Raw genomic sequence first — 17,577 nt, 5'->3', positions numbered from 1 at the left:
TTTGATCATGCTGATGTCCCTTGACCAGTTCGTCTTTAGCCTGTCGAGCGCGCCGTTTCACGAATTGCAGCGGCGGCGCACGTGGAAGCATCCGACAAACTCGCGCGTCGGGGTGCGCAACGCGCGCCAGTTCGCCGGCGCGGGCGAGGACACCATCACGCTCAACGGACTCGTGGCGCCCGAGATGGTCGGCGCCATCGCGTCGATTCGCGAACTCGCGGCCATGGCCCATACCGGCGAGGCTTACGTGCTGGTTGACGGCGCAGGCCATGTCTACGGCGCATACGTGATCGCCGCACTGGATGAGACACAGACGTACCATGCCGCCGACGGCACGCCGCGCAAGATCGAATTCATGTTGACGCTCGAGCGCGTCGACGATGACGCGCTGCGTGCGCAGCGCGGCCGGACAACGCGACACCCAGGCAGATTTGGATGACGACTTCGTCGAACGGACACACGCCGCGCATTGCGCGTCATCATCCGCAACCCGACTATCGGATCTCGCTGGACGGGCGTGACCTGTCGCGCCGCTTCATGCCGCGGCTCGTATCGCTGTGCCTGTCGGAGTCGCGATCGGACGAAGCCGACACGGTCGAACTCGTGCTTGACGACTCAAAAAACGACCTGGCGATTCCCAACCGTGGCGCGCGGGTCAAGGTAGCGATCGGCTGGGTGGGCGAGCCACTCATCGACAAAGGCAGCTTCGTGGTGAACGAAGTTGAGCACAGCGGCAGCCCCGACATCGTCACCGTGCGTGCGCGCTCCGCGGCGATGACTAGCGGCATGCAGGAGCGGCGTGAGAAAAGCTGGCACCGACAGACAATCGGCTCGATCGTGCGCACCATCGCCGCGCGCTACGCGCTGACTCCAGCAGTTGGCGACGCGCTCGCGAAAATCTTGATCAAGCACATTGACCAGACGCACGAATCAGACATGTCGTTTCTCACGCGCTTGGCCAAGCGCTATGACGCGGTGATGAACGTCAAAGACCTGCACTTGCTGTTCATGCCGATCGGCAGCGGACACACGGCAAGCGGCAAGCCGCTCGACGTGCTCGAGTTGACACGCGCCAGTGGCGACAGCCATCGCTACCACGTGTCCGAGCGCGAGAACTACGCGGCCGTGCGGGCGCACTACCATTTAAACGGGCACGCAAAGCGCCAGTCCGTGATCGTCGGCGGCCAGAACAACAAGAACGTCAAGGTGCTGCCCGAGGAGTACACAACGCAAGCGGAAGCACGCGCGGCGGCGCAAGCTGAGTTTAACCGGATGCAGCGCAGTCAGGCGACGATGAGCTACACGCTGGCGCACGGCCGCGCCGAGCTATTCCCCGAGATGCCCGTCACGGTGTCAGGCTTTAAACCGGAAATCGACGAAACGCCTTGGCTGGTGAAGCAGGCCCTGCACACGATCGGCGAAGCCGGATTTACCACCGCACTCGAACTGGAGATGCGCGGCGATCCCACCACCGACCGGCACCGCTCGCATTTCCGCAAAGGCCAGCGCTAACCACGGGCGCAAAAAACCACCCTTAGCGCGGCAACGAAGATGCTGAGCGAGATATCAGCTTTTCGATGAAGTCATGCAGATCGGCCCCGAGCGCGCGTAGGAAGTCCAGTATCTCGACGACATTGAGTCGGCGAATACCGCTTTCGACCTTAAATACGAAACCTTGTGGGCGGTCAAGCCGGTCAGCCACATCCTGTTGCACAATAAGCCCCGTTGTTTACGCAAGTCAGTCAGCAACTTGCGCAGACACACCAAAGTCACATCCAGAGCACCGCCCAATCATCTCCGCGGGAATCTGTAACCACAAAAACCTGTTGCGCCAGACGGTTTTTGTTACTACAATAATTTAATGAAGACCCTCTTTGACCCCGCGAAAAATGAAGTCAATAAGCGCAAACACGGTGTTTCAATGGAGCTGGCAGACGCTATCGATTGGTCAATGGTCTGGTGTTTTGCCGACGATCGTGCCGACTACGGCGAGTTGCGCGAGATCGGTTACGCGGTAATCAACGAGCGCCTTTACTGCGTGGTGTTCACACAGCGCGGCGACACGTTTCGCGTGATCAGTTTTCGCACAGCCAATAACCGGGAGATTAGCCGCTATGAACAAGCGACCGAAGTTGATTCGTAACACTGCGCAAGAAGAAGCTGCGATCGAGCGTGGCATTGCCGCTGACACCGACACGTTCGTGCCCACCGACGCACAATTTGCGCAGATGAAGCGACGTGGTGGACGGCCGAAACTGGAACAGCCCAAAATCGCTGTGACGGTTCGTTACGACGCGGACGTGCTCCAGCAGTTTCGGGCGAGCGGCGACGGCTGGCAAACTCGTATGAATAATGCACTGCGCGAGTGGCTCAAAACGCATCCAGTCTGAGGTAGCGTGGTGCGCTTTGCACGCATCGGCTTGCGTGCGTCGGCGCGCGCACGCGGCAGACAGTAGCAGAACTGTAAATTGTCCTTACTTTCTTTATGCTGTGAGCCAGGTGTATCGCGACAGCTGGGTGCAGAAGTGCAAAAGTCATCGCATGCCGCGCGCCCGCTCTCAACCGAACCTGAACCAATCCGGAAGTCGATAACCCTATATCCGTAAAAGCAACGCTACTTACTTTTTGTTTTAGCTGCCCGCTCGCGACGCAAGCGTTCGATTTCCAATTTCGCCCGGTCGACGTTCTCAGCAGTACGCTGATCAAACATCGCACGGCGATTCTTTGCTAGGCGCTTCGCGCGTCGTGGCGTCGACGTCGCACTCATCATGGGAAACTCCAGACAGGTCAATAGAAACACTTGCAGTGCGGCCTTCCCGGCTTCATTGAGTTGACGGTAGCTATCAAATAGATCTTGCTCATTTCTATCAGCTTCGGTCAAGGCACCTGCTCCGGCCAATGCACTGCTTGGCAGTCTTACTCCCCGCAACACGTAGAGCAAATCCACACCCACATCCACCACAGCGCTTAGATATTTGGCATCGGGTGAGCGCTCGTCAGATTCGTATTTCGATTGCGTGCCGCGCAATACTCCCCCTACCGCTGCAAACTCCTCCTGGCTTAGCCCAAGGCGCAAGCGTTCCTCTCGTAATCGCGTGCCTACAGTGTTCATTGGAACCCATAATAATTATTGAAGTGCACATTTTATGCCATTACACTTACCTTACATACTGTAAGACTATGTATTGAAGTATACCGCTCATGACTATCCCCACAGGCGCACGCCGCTCGCCGCACGGCACGCTATAGAGGCGGTTCATTTAAGTTGGCCTCACCTAAGTCGAACTCGAGCAAATCGCCGCTGATCATCACCGCTCGATCTCAAGCATGGCACATGAATTCATATCCGTCGGCAAACGCTATTTCACTGCCTCCCGCCGCGTCCCAGCCCATCGTTCACAGTTGGCAACGCTACTTGCCTTTTGCTTTAGCTGCCCGCTCCCGACGCAAGCGCTCGATTTCCAATTTCGCCCGGTCGACGTTCTCAGCAGTACGTTGATCAAGCACCGCACGGCGATTCTCTGCTAGACGCTTCGCGCGTCGCGGCGTCGCCGTCTGAAGCATCAAACCCGTGTTAAAACAGCTCAGCAGAAATGCGTGGATCAACGCTTTTCCTGCTTCGTTGAGCTGTCGATACATCGCAAGCACTTCGGCTTCTTCAGCGTCGCCCTGCCCAACCTTCCCGTCTTCGGCTTGGTGCCGCTCACCAGTCAGCACGTAACAGATGTCGACGCCTATCTCGCGAACAGCCAAGAGGTAGTCAACATCGGGCGAACGCTCGTCCGCTTCGTACGCGGATTGCGAGCGTCTCGCGACCCCGCCAACAGACGCAAACTCGTCCTGACTGAGCCCGATCCGCAAACGCTCGTCTTGCAAGCGACTGCCTACTTGTGTGACATAAGTTACCCCTTATTCATTTATGAATTTTTTCAGCTCATTGCACTAGCCTTGCATATCGCAAGACTATCGTTGAAGTATACTGATCATGACTCACGTCATAGGTCCACACCGCTCGCCGCGGCCACAGGCGCAGAAAACCGCCCTTAGCGCGGCAACGAAGACGCTGAGTGGGACATCAGCTTTTTGATGAAATCGTGCGGATTGGCTTCGAGCGCACGCAGAAAATTGAACAGCTCAATCACATCGAGCCGGCGACTACCGCTTTCGACCTCAGAGACGAAACCTTGTGGGCGGTTAAGCCGGCCTGCGATGTCTTGCGACCTGTGAAGAATTCACAGTATTGCTTGCATTACCACAACTCAGCTTGATTACTAATCAACGCCTTTATTCGCATCGTGAGAGATCCGCAGCAAACGCCCTTCATCTTCTGCTGCCAGCGCCGCGCGCGCTACGTGCAAATACGTGACCGCTTGGAGTGCTGTTTCAAGGGCAAGAGTCGTAAGTTCCATCGCATTGTCAATCGCGTTGCGAACCTCGAGACGCGTATCAGCGGTCGAGTCTGTACGCGGCTCAGTTAACACCCTTCTTCGGCGAGCACCAGCATCACGCTCCGCCGCAGTCGCCGCGCCGATCATACCGTCAATTTGCTTCATATCGGTGTACATATTTTGGACCTTTACTTACACGTTCACCACCTAGCATCGCTTCAAGGCGGTAAGTATGCCCCATAAATTGCAATGCTAACTAATTGCCGAGTTGAATCGGCGAGTAAACTGTAATGGCCCCATATCCTTTATCGTACTATGCCGCGTTTGAAAGTATATGTAAGTGGCGCTTCTAGCATAGGATTTTGGTTTGTGCCGTGCACTCAAGACAGAATACTTGAAAGTACTAAGGCATAAATCGTCTATCAACGGCATAGCAGCACGATATCGGCACATACGTAGCAAAGCTTTAAGCTTCGCATAATCAACACTGAGTTCGTGCAGTGCTGCAATAATTGCTAGTCACACTAAATTACTTCGGCTATCGTACACGCTGCAGTCACACTGTGCCAATGCGCGCCATCGCATGGCTAGTGTGTCGAGCAATACGCAAAGCGTTCAATCTCTGAGCGCTTTGCACTATTGCTATGCGCATCAATAGCCCATGTGCAGCGGTGCCATATAGCATCGAGGCTTAGGACGTACAATCGCCCTCTAATAATTACGAACAACGATTCAACCTTTTTTTGTCTTCGCAGCACGCTCTCTACGTTGCCGCTCGATCTCAGCCATTGCACGCTCAACATTTTCTGCCATGCGCTGATCAAGGGCTGCCCGCCGGTTTTCGGCTAAGCGTTTAACTCGTCTATCGGGCGAGGTCGGGTCGGCGTCAAGCGTCATTGATCCGGTACGGACGCAACTAGAAATAAAGGTCTGAACTGCAGCTTTTCCCGCTTCGTTCAGCTTTCGATAGCCATCAACGACGTCGCTTTCTTCTTCGGCAAGTGATGAACTGCTTACCTCGCCCGTTAGTACATACCAAATATCAACACCTACTTCGCGCAACGCGAGCAGGTACCGCGCGTCCGGCACACTGACGTCCGCTTCGTAATTGAGCTGAGTTTTGTGTTTCAGCCCACCTAGCGCCGCAAATTCTGGCTGGCTTAGGCCCAACCTCATCCGCTCGCTACGTAACCGCTTCCCTATGCCATCCATTAAAATTCCATCAAACTTATTGAAATCCATAAAAATGGACGTCAAACTGGGCTGACCGTAACGCAAGAGTAACTGTAAAAGTATACCGGCCATGACCATCACCACAGGCCCACGCCGCACGCCGCGCGGCATGCTATCGGGCAGGTTCGTCTACGTTGGATTGACGTCCGCCGAACGCGCCGAACTCGAACAAATCGCCGCAGACCACCACCGCTCAATTTCGAGCATGGCACGCGAGCTCATTTCCGTCGGCAAACGCCATTTCAATGCCGCTTCCGCCTCATCTCAAACCACCGTTCGCAGTTGAATTGAGGAGCACGCATGTATCCCGATCCCAAACGCGTTCGCAACCACAAACACACCATTCGCTTCGACGACTACGAACAGGCGCTGCTGCTCGCCCTGGCGAACTACCAAGGTGAGCAGCTTGCGGTGATGATCCGCGAAATGGCCATGCGCGAAGCCGCAGCACTGCTGGCTGAACGCCAAACCTCCATTTTTGACCACGCCAGTGCCTGAACGAAGGCACCTAACCGCCCACCATGAGTAGCTCCTACGATGCCGGATACCAGCACGGACATTTTTATCCCCGATGCAGACCGCGACGTGCTGGAACGCGTACGCCAACATCACGGCCTGCCATCGATCGACGCCACCGTCGAATGGCTCGTGAAACGACGCTTGCGTCGCACCGCAAAGCAAACGAACGGCCGGGGCCGCGCCCTGTATCTCGTCCGGAGTAAGGCGACATGCGGATCCTGAATCGTTGCCCACATTGCCGCACGCGCGCAGTAGTCGCGAAATGTCGTTGACCTTTCGTGAAGTTACTTATCAGTGCACCAACGCGCAGTGTGGCCACACTTATGTCGTGAATATGGAGTTCGCCCGCACGCTTTCTCCGTCTGCAACGCCCAACTTGTCATTGAACCTGCCGCTGTCACCACACGTGCGTGACCAGCTCGCGCAACAGCTAGAACTGTTGGCTTAGCGGCCCAACTCACTCAACCCGTTTTCCCTCGCATCGCGCCTGCGCCGGCGTGAGGGACTTTTTTTGCCTACAAAAAGGAGATCCGCATGGCCACCCTCGCTTCTGCTCCGCTCGTTCTTCCCTTCGATCCAGCCTCGCTACCCATGGAGCAGCGCCGGCAGTACCTGCGCACCCTTTGGGACGCCGATATCGACCCCTTCGTGTTCGCGGGTACTGCGCGCAGGCTCGGCTATGTGATCCATTGCCAGTGGGACATCGCCGCCGGCATGCCCATTTTGCTGCCAATGGTGGCCACGCTGCATTGATACCGATGCATACGTCTCTCTCAGAAAGCGAGCTGCGACGCGCATGGCAACGCCTTCGCATGGTCGGGGACTTCGATACCGCCATGCGCCACACCACTGTTCGTCGTGTAGTGGAAAGCGCCGCGCGTGCCATGCGGGCTCGCTCGACTGACCGCAAGCGGCCTACTGCCCACCGCCGACGCACGACCGCCAAGGACCACGACGAGTAACGCAACCGCATCGGCCGCCGGCGCACTCACAAGGAACCCCACCATGAAATTCTACGTTTTCTGCACGGCAGTACTCCTTATGCTGCTCTTTTCATTGACCGGGCTGTACCTCCCACTTAACAGCCTCCTGCGTCGCCTCGACCCGCTACTCGGTCCGATGCTCGCATTCACCGCCAGCATCTTTACACTCTGCGCCCTCATCGCCGCGCTGGCATGGTCGGTTCCGGCTCGATGAGGCGAGTGCTGCGCGTGCCAATCTGCAACGCGCGGCGTATCCAATCGAGTGCAACCGGCTTGCCCCTTCGACGCAGGCTCGCGCATGAACGTCTGACCGGCGCGGCGCCGTGCGACGCGGCGCCACGCGCTCGCCTCGCTACGCCATTTGAGCAACTTGCCAACACGCTGTGCACGCGGCTTGGCTCCCCGCCATGGCGAGCCATTCAAACCGAGCCGCTCTCCCATGCAACTACTTGAGCAACCATCACGATGGCCTCGATCGACGAACTGAAACAACGCATCGACCTACACGACCTCGCCGATCGGCTCGGCCTGAGGCGCGGTCGCGGCGGCGACAAGGCGCTCTACCACTCCCCGCAGCACGAGGACAAGAGCCCGTCCCTGTCGATCTACGTAAACCACCCCAAACACGGCACCGGCTGGCGCGACCACAGCGCCGACGCCGGCGGCTCGTGCATCGACTTGGTGATCCATGCCCGTGGCGGCACCGTCGCCGACGCCGTGCGCTACCTGCACGACGCCTACGGCCTCCCGCTCGAGCGGCCGATGCCGGCCGAGCGCCGCGAGAAATCGACCGTCGAATACATTGCCGATCGGTGCTTGGCCGAACGCGATCGCGTGCGCGACTACCTTGGTGGCCGCGGTATCTCTGCCGCAGCCATTGAGGCGGCGATCGCCGCACGCACCCTCGGCTTCAACAGCTGGACAAGCTCGAAGGTGGCCGTCGGCGAAGTCGGCCACGCCGGCCCGGCCGCCGCGTTCATCGTGCGCGCGCCGGGCGACGGCCGCGTCGTTGCCATCGACATGCGCTATGTCGATCCCGCGCTCAACGGTGGCGTCAAGACGCAGACGCAGGGCGATAAAGCCGGTTACGGCTGGAGCGCTGATCCTCGCCAGCTCGACAAGGCAAAGCGCGTGTTCATCGTCGAAAGCGCAATCAATGCACTGTCGATCGATACCTGCGCGATGTCTGGTACAGCCGCGCTCGCGCTGCGCGGCCTCGCTAACGTCAACGACATTGACTTTGCGTTCCTGCGCAGCAAACAAGTCGTGATCTGCCTGGACAACGACGAGCCGTTCTCGGAAGGCCACCCGCGCGCCGGCCACCGCCCTGGCCCCGAAGCGGCGTGGGCGCTCTACGAGCGGCTCACGAGCCTAAACATCAGTGCTGTGCTCGTTGACCAGGCCGGCTGGCTCGCCGACCTCGCGGATGGCGAGACGATGCACAAGCCAATCAACGATGTGAACGACTACCTGCAACTGCGCGGCCCGGCCGAGCTGGCACGCGCGCTTGAGCAACTCGAGCCTTGGCTGATCGCGGGTCTCGCCGGCGACGCCACGCGCCGCGGCCGGCCACGCATCTTTCTGCCGTCGCACGACTTCGCGCAATACTGGCGCTTTCGCGTGCGCCCGGACTTCACCAGCTACATCACGAAGATGGACCGCAATGAGGAATCCGGCGTTGAAACGCCCATGATGACGGATCTGTGCGGCTTTCGCATCGCCGGTATCAGCCGCGTGTCGGTCGCAAGCGCAACATCAACGATGACCGGTGACACCGACCAGGCGCCGACCGTCTACTTCGCCGTGTCCGTGCAGGCGCCGCGGCACGGCGCGACGCTGATCCGCCGCGTGATGCTCGACGACCAACTGCACAACGTCGACCAGTGGGGCAAGTTCGGCCCGATCTGGGCGCCGGCGCCGTTCAAGCGCATGGTGAACATCCTGGAGCGCGGCGCCAACCTTGGCGCGCGCCAGGCGGCAAACTTCGTCGGGCTCGCATGGCGCGACGGCCGCCTGATCGTCAACGAAGGCCCAGACTGCTATTTCACCGAAGCGGACAAACAATGTCCGTATCACAACCTGACGTTCCCCAGCGGCCCGGTCAGCGACGCGCGCCGCGTCATCACCGCCTACCAAACGACGTTTAAGCAGAACGCCGCGACGATCCCGCTCGTGTGGGCACTCGGCGGCCACCTGAAAGCACTGCTCGGCTTCTGGCCACATATCACGATTCAGGCGAACAAAGGCGCGGGTAAGCCAACGCTAATCAAGCGGCTCGAACGCTCGCTCGCGTTCACGATGTTCTCTGGGCAGTCGTTACAAACGGAATTTCGCCTGCTGACCAGCATTAGCCACACGAGCCATCCGGTCGGATGGGAAGAGCTGTCCGCGCGCCGGCAGGACGTGATCGATAAGGCAGTTGGGCTATTGCAGGAGAACTACCAGTACACCGTCACGCGCCGCGGCACCGATATGACTGAATACCTGCTGTGCGCGCCGGTGATGCTGGCCGGCGAGGACGTACCGGTGCGCAGTCTGCTCGGCAAACTCGTGCGCACCACATTGACCGGCAAGCGCGGCCCGCTGCTACCCGACGAGCTACCGCGCTTCCCGCTCCGGCAGTGGCTCGAATTTCTCGCCAGCCTGAACAAGCGGGCCGTGCTTGAGCAATACGCGACGCTGCGCGACATGGCGCTGGCCCACTGCCGCGCGAGCGGCGAGGACGACGGCGCCAAGCGCATGGCCGGTAACTACGCGGCCGTCGCGCTCGCCTGGCGCTACCTGACCGAGTTCGCCGGCATGGACCCGAGCGAAGGCGACTTCCCGCGCGACCTGCTCACCGAGATGAACGGCCACATCGCCGAGACGAGCGCCGACCGCGAGCCGTGGGTCTGGATCATGGAAACCGTGCTGTCCGAGATTGACGGCGGCAATTACAAGCACCCGTTCACGTTCGACACTGTCGATGGTGAGTTCTGTCTGTTGCTGCGTACCGGTCACGTGATGGACCACATCGCGCACACGAGCAGCCTACGGGATAAGTGGAACGGCCTACCAGTAAAATCCGACCGCGTGTTCAAAGCGCAGCTCAAGCACGCCGGTGTCGTCGTCGGCGACAAAGAAGTGGAGCGCCGCATCTATACCCGTCGTGTGCCGTATTTGACACCGATCTCGCTCAAACGCTTAACCGGCTTTGGCCTGCATGTGTCCATTCGCGAAGACTTAGCAACTGACGCACTCGCAAGGGGGCACGTATGAACCGCTTTCAGCCCTTGCAACCACCGTGCGACGGTAGCCGCTTTCTTCATTTCACCCAATCGCATAGTGGCCGTAGATTGCGCTGTCCAGTGCGCGCAGCCATTGGCATGCGCTGTCACGCGAGCGCTACTCGGTTCGCTTCGCCCCACTCCCTAGCGAGCCGAAACAACGGAACAACATCGCGAGCGGCGCGGGTGCGGGACCGCTCACGGGTTTTGCCGCACGGGAAGTACACAGGCAGCGCACGCGAGTCGTGGTTTTGGAGGGTGTGTGCTCGTAAGTCTTTGATTCTTGAGAAGAGTGGTGCCATGAGTCACGCTCGATTTGCCACGAGTTGGGCCGTTTTTGCCACGAGTCTAGTTTTTGTGCCGGCCCTCCTCGCCCCTGTCTTCTCTCTCTCTAACTTATTGAAAAATAAGAAGAAAGAATACAAAGAAGGCAAGAAATCAACTCCAACGCGCTGCCACGAGTCATGCGCGTTTTGCCATTAGTTACGGACGCTGCCTATTTTTTAGGCCACGAGTTTTTGACCCTTGCCATGCCTGAATGATGGCAATTGATGGCAAAGAAATTTGTTTAAAATCAAAAGGTTAAATATGAAAAACTGTCTCATCCATCATTCCATGAGTTGCGCTGCCTGTCCCCCCTCCCGCACGGTCTGAAAACGAGGCAATCATGATGCGCACAATGAGCCTGGAAGACGCAGCAGCGTGGCTGTTCACCACGCCCGAGACGGTGTCCGAATGCATCAGGCACCACGGTCTACCGGCCGCAAAGATTGGCCGAGCGTGGGTACTCGTGGACGTCGACGTGATAGATTGGCTCAGACGGCAATACGAAAAAGCAGGCGGGACATGCGGTTCTACAAACGGCAAAAAAATGGGCCTTGGTGGTTTGACCTCAGCCTCGACGGCTCGCGAATTAGACGATCTTCTGGCACCTCGGACCGCCGGGAGGCGGAAGAATTTGCCGCCAAGGTTGCGAGCGATTACTGGCGGCAAAAAAAGCTCGGCGAGCGACCGGCCGTGACATGGGAAGCGGCTGTCGTGCATTGGCTCAAGCAGAACCAGCACCAGCGCTCGCTCGAGACTACAAAGCAGCGCCTGCGCTGGCTGACCGGTCAGTTGAAAGGGGAGTGCGTGCGCGACATCGATCGGGAGCGCATTCAGGCGCTGATTGAGACGAAGGCAGCGGAAAATTACCGGGGTAAGCCGGTAGCGTGCGCGACGGTGAATCGGCATATAGCCGCGCTCTCGGTCATCCTGCATCACTGCCATGCGCAGGGGTGGATTGACGCGGTTCCTCCGATTCGCAAGCTGCCGGAGCGCAGCGCGCGCCTGACGTGGCTTACGCGTGCACAGGCACAGCGGCTACTCGCCGAACTGCCAGCGCACCTGCGCCAGATGGCGCGGTTCGCGTTGGCCACGGGGCTACGGGAATCGAACGTGCGACTGTTGGAATGGACGCAGGTTGATCGAGCGCAGGCGTTGGCTTGGATTTACGCCGACCAGGCCAAAGCTGGCAAGGTGATTTCCGTGCCGCTGAACGACGATGCCTTGGCTGTATTGAGCGAGCAACAAGGGCAGCACAAGCGCTACGTGTTCGTGTATAGGGAGGCGCCCATCGGCCGCATCTACAATCACGCCTGGCAAAAGGCATGTGTTCGTGCGGGGGTGGCAGGGCTACGGTTTCACGATTTACGGCATACGTGGGCCAGCTGGCACGTGCAAGCCGGCACGCCGCTGCCTATCCTTCAGCAGCTGGGAGGATGGGCCAGCTATCAGATGGTGCTGCGCTACGCGCACCTGGGGCGGGACCATGTTGCAGCGTATGCGGCGAACATTGGCACATTAAGGCACAAATCTGGCACACCGCCAGAAATGCAAAAGGGTTCCGATTGCTCGGAACCCTTGTCAGACTTGGTGGCCTGGGGCGGAATCGAACCACCGACACGCGGATTTTCAATCCGCTGCTCTACCAACTGAGCTACCGGGCCACGCGAAGCAAGGATTATATCAAGGTCGGCTGCAGGTCTCAAGTTTTTTGTCGGTGTGGCACACGTGGCACGGGTCGCTCCGACAAAAAGCTTGCGGGCGGCCCGCGGCGCCATCATTCCGCCTTGTTCTTGCCCAATTCGACGCCAAGCTGCTTGAGCTTGCGATACAGATGGGTACGCTCCAGACCGGTCTTTTCCGCGACGCGCGTCATGCTGCCATTCTCACGCGTGAGATGATATTCGAAGTACGCGCGCTCGAACGCGTCGCGCGCATCGCGCAGCGGAATGTCGAACGAGATGGCCGTGGTCGGCACGCCTGCCACGCCATTGGACGCGGCACCCCATGCGTCCGCGACCGGCAACGCCGCCGCCCCAGCGACCGTTTGCGTCGTCGGCAGGGACGGCTTGCTGGCCGCCGTCGCCGACGGCGCGGCCTCCCCGTGTGCCAGCCCTTGTTCGACCGCACTCAACAGCTTCTGCAGCGCAATCGGTTTTTCGAGGAAATTTAGCGCACCAATCTTCGTCGCCTCGACTGCGGTGTCGATCGTCGCATGCCCTGACATCATGATGACCGGCATCGTCAGTTGACCCTGCGCAGCCCATTCCTTGAGCAGCGTCACGCCGTCGGTATCCGGCATCCAAATATCGAGCAGCACAAGGTCCGGCATCGATTGCTGCCGATACTCCCGCGCCTGTTGTGCGTTTTCGGCGACGTCGACAGCATGTCCTTCGTCGCTCAGGATCTCCGAGAGCAATTCCCGGATACCCATTTCGTCGTCTACCACCAGGATGGTTGCCATTTACGCTACCTTTGTCTGCGCTGTTGCCGCTATTGCTTTTGTATGCGCCGTGTCCTTCGCCACTGCCGCGGACTGCGGCGTGCGCGCGCCGCCTGAAGGGTCCGGTGCATCGACGCCGTCGGCCAACTGCAGGAACAAAATCGATATCTGCGCACCGGCCACGCCTCCCTCTGCCGACTTCGTGCGATTGCGGATGTCGATACGCGCACCATGCTCATCGATGATTTTCTTCACCGTAGCAAGCCCGAGACCTGTCCCCTTAGCCTTGGTCGTGACATAGGGCTCGAACGCGCGTGTCAGGATACGCGCGGGAAAGCCTGGACCATTGTCCGATACAGCAAGCCGGACTGCGACGCGCGATTGCCCTTGCGCATCGGGCTCGCCGTATTCTACTGTCTTGGTCTCAAGCAGGATATACGGGCTCGGAACATCCGCGACCGCATCCAGCGCGTTCTGCAATAGGTTGTGCACGACCTGCCGCAACTGCGTCGGATCGCCCTTGATCACCGGCAATACCGACAGCGCTACCTTCAACGGGCCCTTGCCGTCCTCGATCCCATACAGCGTCAACACTTCGGTGACCAGCTCGTTCAATTGTAAGTTCACGAGCACCGCCGGCGGTGTGCGCGCGTATTCGCGGAAATCGTCGACCATGCGCTTCATAGCGGCGACTTGATTGACAATCGTCGTCGCGCTGCGCTTTAAAAAGCCTGCGTCTTCCGACGCGAGCTTGTCGCCGAGTTTCATTTGCAGCCGCTCGGCCGACAACTGGATCGGCGTGAGCGGATTCTTGATCTCATGCGCGAGCCGCCGGGCGACTTCGCCCCACGCAATCGAGCGCTGTGCCGAGATCAAGTCAGAGATATCGTCGAACACCACCACATAGCCCGCGGTGCCCATCTGCAGCGCATGAGTCAGGCCGGGCTGCGCGAGGCGGCTGCCGCGCACGAGCAGCGTCAGCGGGTCGCTTTCATCGGGTACCTCGATCGCAATCTGCTGTTGCCAATGCCCCGTGTCGGGCGGCAAGCCTTGCTCAGGGGAGCGCGCCGCATCACGTTCGGCAAACGCCTTGCGGATCATCACGCCGAACGCAGCCAACACGGTGATCTGCTCCAGGGGCACGCCGAGCAGGGCGTCAAAAGGTTGCCGGAAAATCCGCTCCGCGCCGCGATTCGCCGTGGTCAGCCGGAACTGGTGGTCGAATACGAACACCCCCGCCGTCAGATTCGCGAGGATACTTTCCAGATACGCCTTCGAATGTTCAAGCTCGATCTGGTTGCGCTCGACTGCAGCGCGCGCATCGGAGAGCTGGCGCGTCATTGCGTTGAACGATTGGGTCAGGAAGCCCAGTTCATCGTTTGTCTTGATTTCGCGCTTGGGCGTGTAATCCCCGCGCGCCACCTCCTTGGTGCCCTGGGCCAGCAGAAATAGCGGACGCGCCAACTGGTTGCCCAACGCCAGCGCCAGCATCATCGCGGTAAATGTCGCGAGAAACAACGCAAGCGTCAGCGTACCGATATACATCTTGCGCAGGCCGGTCCTGCCGAACGCCTTCTCCTGATATTCGCGGTACGCGCGCTGCACTGCGTCGGCATTGTGCGCCAGCGACGACGGCACAGGCTGCGCGAGTTGCACAAAGCGCTCGCTCGGTTGCAGCGCGCTCGTGTCCGTGCTCGGGATGCGGACCACCACACGCAGCCGCAACACGTCCTTGGCGGCGGTATGCGCCCCCGCGCCGCTGTTGTCAACCTCGCCCTCCACGGCCGCATAGCCACGCTCGCGCGCCTGGCCGAGCATCAGTGGTGTGGGCAGGTCATCCGGCACAAGCGCCGCAAAATTGGACGACGCCTGCGCGATGACGCGCATCTCGCCGGCCGCACCGGATACGCTGCGCGCCGGCTCGACAATCGTCGCATCATGCACACCGAACTGGTCGCACAGCCGCAGCAACGTCAGCGTCATGTTGGACGGATCGGTATTGGCAAGCTGATCCGCCATCAGCCGGCCTTTATTTTGCAGGTCTGACAATGACGCATCGAGCATGCCGCGCCCAAGGTTCAGCCCGGAGGTCAGCGCCGTCTCGATATTGACGTCGAACCACGATTCAATGCTGCGCGACACGAACTGCAGCGACACCAGGTAGATGATACCGCCCGGCAGCACACCAACCAGCGCGAAGAACACCGCCAGCTTGGCGAGCAGCCGCGTGCCGAAACGTCCCTGCCGGAGCCGGCTGACGATGATCCACACCAATCCCCCGACGATCAGCATGAAGATCAGCGCGACGACGAAGTTCGCCGTGTACAGCCACGAATAATAGCGGTCGAAGAACTCGGTGTTCGCGCTGGCGAGCGCCAGCAACCCCAACAGCAGCAGCGCGGTCAGCACGAACGTCCCGATCAGCAGCCTGACCAGCAGGCTCTTGAGTCTCGCGCTATTTGCCATGCTCGCCCGCCGTGAATGTGAACCGCTTCCAGTCCGAGGCCAGGTTCCAGTCGCGATTGTTGACCGCGTCGATCTGGAACGGCTTGGGCATCAGCGCGGTATCGAGCTGCATGCGTACCGACGCCGTATAGGTCTCGTCGGGCTTGACCTGCGAGCGGTCGATCACATGCCACGATGTGACATGGCGAATCACCGCCAACGCGTCCTCCAATGTCGGAAAGCCCAGTTGCAACCCGCCGGTGGACACGCGATACTCGCGCGTGAGCGGCTGGAACGACAGCCTCAGACTTTGCGACACGCTGACCGGCTGCTCATCGAACCAATACCAGCGTGCGCGACTCAACTGGAACTCCGTCGTGAAATACAGTGGGATGCCCCGGTTGACGGCGTCTTCAAGACTGCTGTTGAGTTGGAAGTCAAACCGCACGTCCAGGCTCCAACCGCTGCCGTCGGCCTGTAACGACGCCCGTTGCACCGAGAACGTATCCGCGCGCGCGCCCGAGGCGAATGTCGCGAACCAGACCGCCAGCACCAGACCGAAAACGGCGACGAGCCGTGACGAGAAAAAGCGTGATTGGGTCACCGTTTCTGAAAGCGCGCGTAGAAGAATCCGTCTTGGTCGAGGTCCGATCGGGCGTCACGGTGAGCATCGCAATGATCACCCGGGCACGCCGCCGTGGGCAGGATCTGGCCCGGCGCGTCCAATCGTACCGCATCTTCGAGCGCGTGTTCAAACCATGCGGCTTGTTGCTCGCCTTCTTCCGGGAAGATCGAGCATGTCACATACAGCAATTGCCCACCGCGCTCCAGCAGCGGCCAGAGCGCCTGCACGATGCGGCGCTGCTCGGCGACCAATGCGATGATGTCGGTGGAACGTCGCAGCCAGCGAATATCCGGATGACGCCGAACGATGCCTGACGCGGAGCACGGCACGTCGGCCAGGATACGGTCGAATCGCCGGCCGTCGTGCCACTGGCCTGGCTCACCCGCATCACCGATCTGAACGCTGGCGCGCAGCTTCAACCGCGCGAGGTTCTCATTGATGCGCGCGGCCCGCGCCGCATCACTGTCGAGCGCCACCAGTTCGATGTCGGCGTACTCGAGAAGATGCCCGGTCTTGCCGCCGGGCGCCGCACACGCGTCCAACACACGCATTCGGTCGCGCACGTCGAGTAGCGCGGCGGCACGCTGCGCACCCGCATCCTGCACTGAAACCGTGCCTTGCGCGAAACCGGGCAATCGTTCGACCGGCATCGGCTCGCGCAGCGTGAGCGCGGTATCCGGGCAGGCTGGGTTGCGCAACGCGTCGATGCCGCTTGCTCGTAGCCTCTCGAGATAGGCCGCCACATCCGTCTGACGACGGTTCACCCGCAGCGTCATCGGCGCACGCGCGTTGCCCACTTCAAGCAAACGCTGCGCGTGGTCGGGCCACGTGCGCTGCAGTGCGTCGATCCACCATCGGGGATAGTTCCAGCGAGTAACCGGATCAAGCATCGCTTCGGCAAGCAAGGCGGGCCGTGAACGGACCATATTGCGCAGCACGGCATTGACCAGTCCCTTCGCATGCGCGACGTGCGCGCGGGCCGCGATCGCGTCGACCGCCTGATTGACCACCGTGAAGTCAGGGTACGCGCGCGTCGCATCGGGTTCGGCAAGCAACGCGAATGCACAGCGCAGCACATTCGCTACGTGCTCATCAGGCGTCCTGCGAACCAGCGCGGCCAGCCACGCGTCAGCCCGTGCCAGTTGCCGCGTCGCGCGATAGGCAAGATCTTGAATCGCGCCGCGAGCCTGCGCCGACACAATGCCCGCATGGATGGTGGCTAGCGCGTCCGGCAGCGCAGTCCCGGCCCGCAGCCGCGCGAGGGCGCGCGCCGCGCCGTCCAGCGCAAACGCGAGCGAATCCGGCCGCAGCGTGGCGGCGCCAGAGACAAGCCGTTTCTGGGACACGTGGC

Annotated in this window: 19 protein-coding genes, 1 tRNA gene and 2 pseudogenes; 13 read left to right on the top strand and 9 right to left on the bottom strand. The window is 60.2% G+C overall.

The window, feature by feature from the left end:
* Window positions 1-7: 7 nt before the first annotated feature.
* From IHE30_RS11220 to IHE30_RS11200, 4 genes are all read left to right on the top strand, one after another.
* Window positions 8-439 (top strand): phage tail protein, encoded by a 432-nt coding sequence (locus IHE30_RS11220; protein WP_337690658.1) that lies wholly within the window; start codon window positions 8-10, stop codon window positions 437-439.
* Complete coding sequence (locus tag IHE30_RS11215; protein WP_337690657.1) at window positions 436-1,512, top strand: phage late control D family protein; 1,077 nt, start codon at window positions 436-438, stop codon at window positions 1,510-1,512. Before IHE30_RS11220 ends, IHE30_RS11215 begins: the two co-directional genes overlap by 4 nt.
* 349 nt (window positions 1,513-1,861) lie before the next feature.
* Entirely contained in the window at window positions 1,862-2,143 is a 282-nt protein-coding gene (locus IHE30_RS11205; RefSeq protein ID WP_337690655.1) for a BrnT family toxin, read from the top strand.
* A complete protein-coding gene (locus IHE30_RS11200) occupies window positions 2,115-2,390 on the top strand; it encodes a BrnA antitoxin family protein (RefSeq protein ID WP_337690653.1) in 276 nt (91 codons plus the stop codon). Before IHE30_RS11205 ends, IHE30_RS11200 begins: the two co-directional genes overlap by 29 nt.
* A 224-nt stretch (window positions 2,391-2,614) precedes the next feature.
* Here IHE30_RS11200 and IHE30_RS11195 read toward each other — a convergent pair whose 3' ends face one another.
* Together IHE30_RS11195 and IHE30_RS11190 are read right to left on the bottom strand one after the other, a co-directional pair.
* Window positions 2,615-3,112: a helix-turn-helix domain-containing protein gene (locus IHE30_RS11195; RefSeq protein WP_337690651.1), complete on the bottom strand. Its 498-nt coding sequence runs from the start codon at window positions 3,110-3,112 to the stop codon at window positions 2,615-2,617.
* A 299-nt stretch (window positions 3,113-3,411) separates the two neighbouring features.
* Window positions 3,412-3,876 (bottom strand): helix-turn-helix domain-containing protein, encoded by a 465-nt coding sequence (locus IHE30_RS11190; RefSeq protein WP_337690650.1) that lies wholly within the window; start codon window positions 3,874-3,876, stop codon window positions 3,412-3,414.
* 191 nt (window positions 3,877-4,067) lie between these two features.
* Here IHE30_RS11190 and IHE30_RS11185 point away from each other — a divergent pair, with 191 nt between their 5' ends.
* Complete coding sequence (locus tag IHE30_RS11185) at window positions 4,068-4,268, top strand: hypothetical protein (RefSeq protein ID WP_337690648.1); 201 nt, start codon at window positions 4,068-4,070, stop codon at window positions 4,266-4,268.
* Window positions 4,269-4,271: 3 nt separating this feature from the next.
* Here IHE30_RS11185 and IHE30_RS11180 read toward each other — a convergent pair whose 3' ends face one another.
* Window positions 4,272-4,565, bottom strand: coding sequence for a hypothetical protein (locus tag IHE30_RS11180; protein ID WP_337690647.1), 294 nt, complete (start codon window positions 4,563-4,565; stop codon window positions 4,272-4,274).
* Between the two features lie 555 nt (window positions 4,566-5,120).
* Window positions 5,121-5,630 carry a helix-turn-helix domain-containing protein gene (locus IHE30_RS11175; RefSeq protein ID WP_337690646.1) on the bottom strand — a complete coding sequence of 170 codons (510 nt, stop codon included), beginning with the start codon at window positions 5,628-5,630 and terminating at the stop codon, window positions 5,121-5,123.
* Window positions 5,631-5,691: 61 nt separating this feature from the next.
* Here IHE30_RS11175 and IHE30_RS11170 point away from each other — a divergent pair, with 61 nt between their 5' ends.
* The 8 genes and pseudogenes from IHE30_RS11170 to IHE30_RS15185 form a co-directional block, all read left to right on the top strand.
* Window positions 5,692-5,907, top strand: coding sequence for a hypothetical protein (locus tag IHE30_RS11170; protein ID WP_337690645.1), 216 nt, complete (start codon window positions 5,692-5,694; stop codon window positions 5,905-5,907).
* Between the two features lie 14 nt (window positions 5,908-5,921).
* Window positions 5,922-6,119 (top strand): hypothetical protein, encoded by a 198-nt coding sequence (locus tag IHE30_RS11165; RefSeq protein ID WP_337690643.1) that lies wholly within the window; start codon window positions 5,922-5,924, stop codon window positions 6,117-6,119.
* A gap of 230 nt (window positions 6,120-6,349) precedes the next feature.
* A pseudogene (locus IHE30_RS11160) lies at window positions 6,350-6,588 on the top strand (ogr/Delta-like zinc finger family protein).
* An 86-nt stretch (window positions 6,589-6,674) separates the two neighbouring features.
* Window positions 6,675-6,893 carry a hypothetical protein gene (locus IHE30_RS11155; RefSeq protein ID WP_337690642.1) on the top strand — a complete coding sequence of 73 codons (219 nt, stop codon included), beginning with the start codon at window positions 6,675-6,677 and terminating at the stop codon, window positions 6,891-6,893.
* Window positions 6,894-6,898: 5 nt separating this feature from the next.
* Window positions 6,899-7,102 carry a hypothetical protein gene (locus IHE30_RS11150; protein ID WP_337690641.1) on the top strand — a complete coding sequence of 68 codons (204 nt, stop codon included), beginning with the start codon at window positions 6,899-6,901 and terminating at the stop codon, window positions 7,100-7,102.
* 43 nt (window positions 7,103-7,145) lie between these two features.
* Window positions 7,146-7,337 carry a hypothetical protein gene (locus IHE30_RS11145; RefSeq protein WP_337690640.1) on the top strand — a complete coding sequence of 64 codons (192 nt, stop codon included), beginning with the start codon at window positions 7,146-7,148 and terminating at the stop codon, window positions 7,335-7,337.
* A gap of 251 nt (window positions 7,338-7,588) precedes the next feature.
* Window positions 7,589-10,381 carry a toprim domain-containing protein gene (locus tag IHE30_RS11140; RefSeq protein ID WP_337690638.1) on the top strand — a complete coding sequence of 931 codons (2,793 nt, stop codon included), beginning with the start codon at window positions 7,589-7,591 and terminating at the stop codon, window positions 10,379-10,381.
* Window positions 10,382-11,124: 743 nt separating this feature from the next.
* A pseudogene (locus IHE30_RS15185) lies at window positions 11,125-12,177 on the top strand (tyrosine-type recombinase/integrase); the annotation flags it as partial.
* 124 nt (window positions 12,178-12,301) lie between these two features.
* Here the strand turns inward: IHE30_RS15185 and IHE30_RS11135 are convergent.
* From IHE30_RS11135 to rsmB, 5 genes are all read right to left on the bottom strand, one after another.
* Window positions 12,302-12,377: transfer RNA gene (locus tag IHE30_RS11135), tRNA-Phe, on the bottom strand.
* A gap of 113 nt (window positions 12,378-12,490) precedes the next feature.
* Entirely contained in the window at window positions 12,491-13,177 is a 687-nt protein-coding gene (esaR, locus tag IHE30_RS11130; RefSeq protein WP_337690635.1) for a response regulator transcription factor EsaR, read from the bottom strand.
* Window positions 13,178-15,622, bottom strand: coding sequence for a sensor histidine kinase (locus IHE30_RS11125; RefSeq protein ID WP_337690634.1), 2,445 nt, complete (start codon window positions 15,620-15,622; stop codon window positions 13,178-13,180).
* Complete coding sequence (locus IHE30_RS11120; protein WP_337690632.1) at window positions 15,612-16,205, bottom strand: DUF4390 domain-containing protein; 594 nt, start codon at window positions 16,203-16,205, stop codon at window positions 15,612-15,614. The genes IHE30_RS11125 and IHE30_RS11120 overlap by 11 nt, the downstream gene beginning before the upstream one ends.
* Complete coding sequence (rsmB, locus tag IHE30_RS11115) at window positions 16,202-17,572, bottom strand: 16S rRNA (cytosine(967)-C(5))-methyltransferase RsmB (RefSeq protein ID WP_443193646.1); 1,371 nt, start codon at window positions 17,570-17,572, stop codon at window positions 16,202-16,204. The genes IHE30_RS11120 and rsmB overlap by 4 nt, the downstream gene beginning before the upstream one ends.
* Window positions 17,573-17,577 lie beyond the last annotated feature (5 nt).

This window comes from Mycetohabitans sp. B46 (genome assembly GCF_037389205.1).
Classification (GTDB): domain Bacteria; phylum Pseudomonadota; class Gammaproteobacteria; order Burkholderiales; family Burkholderiaceae; genus Mycetohabitans.
Note: the sequence above shows the minus strand (reverse complement) of the source record. Positions and strands in the feature narration are given on the sequence as shown.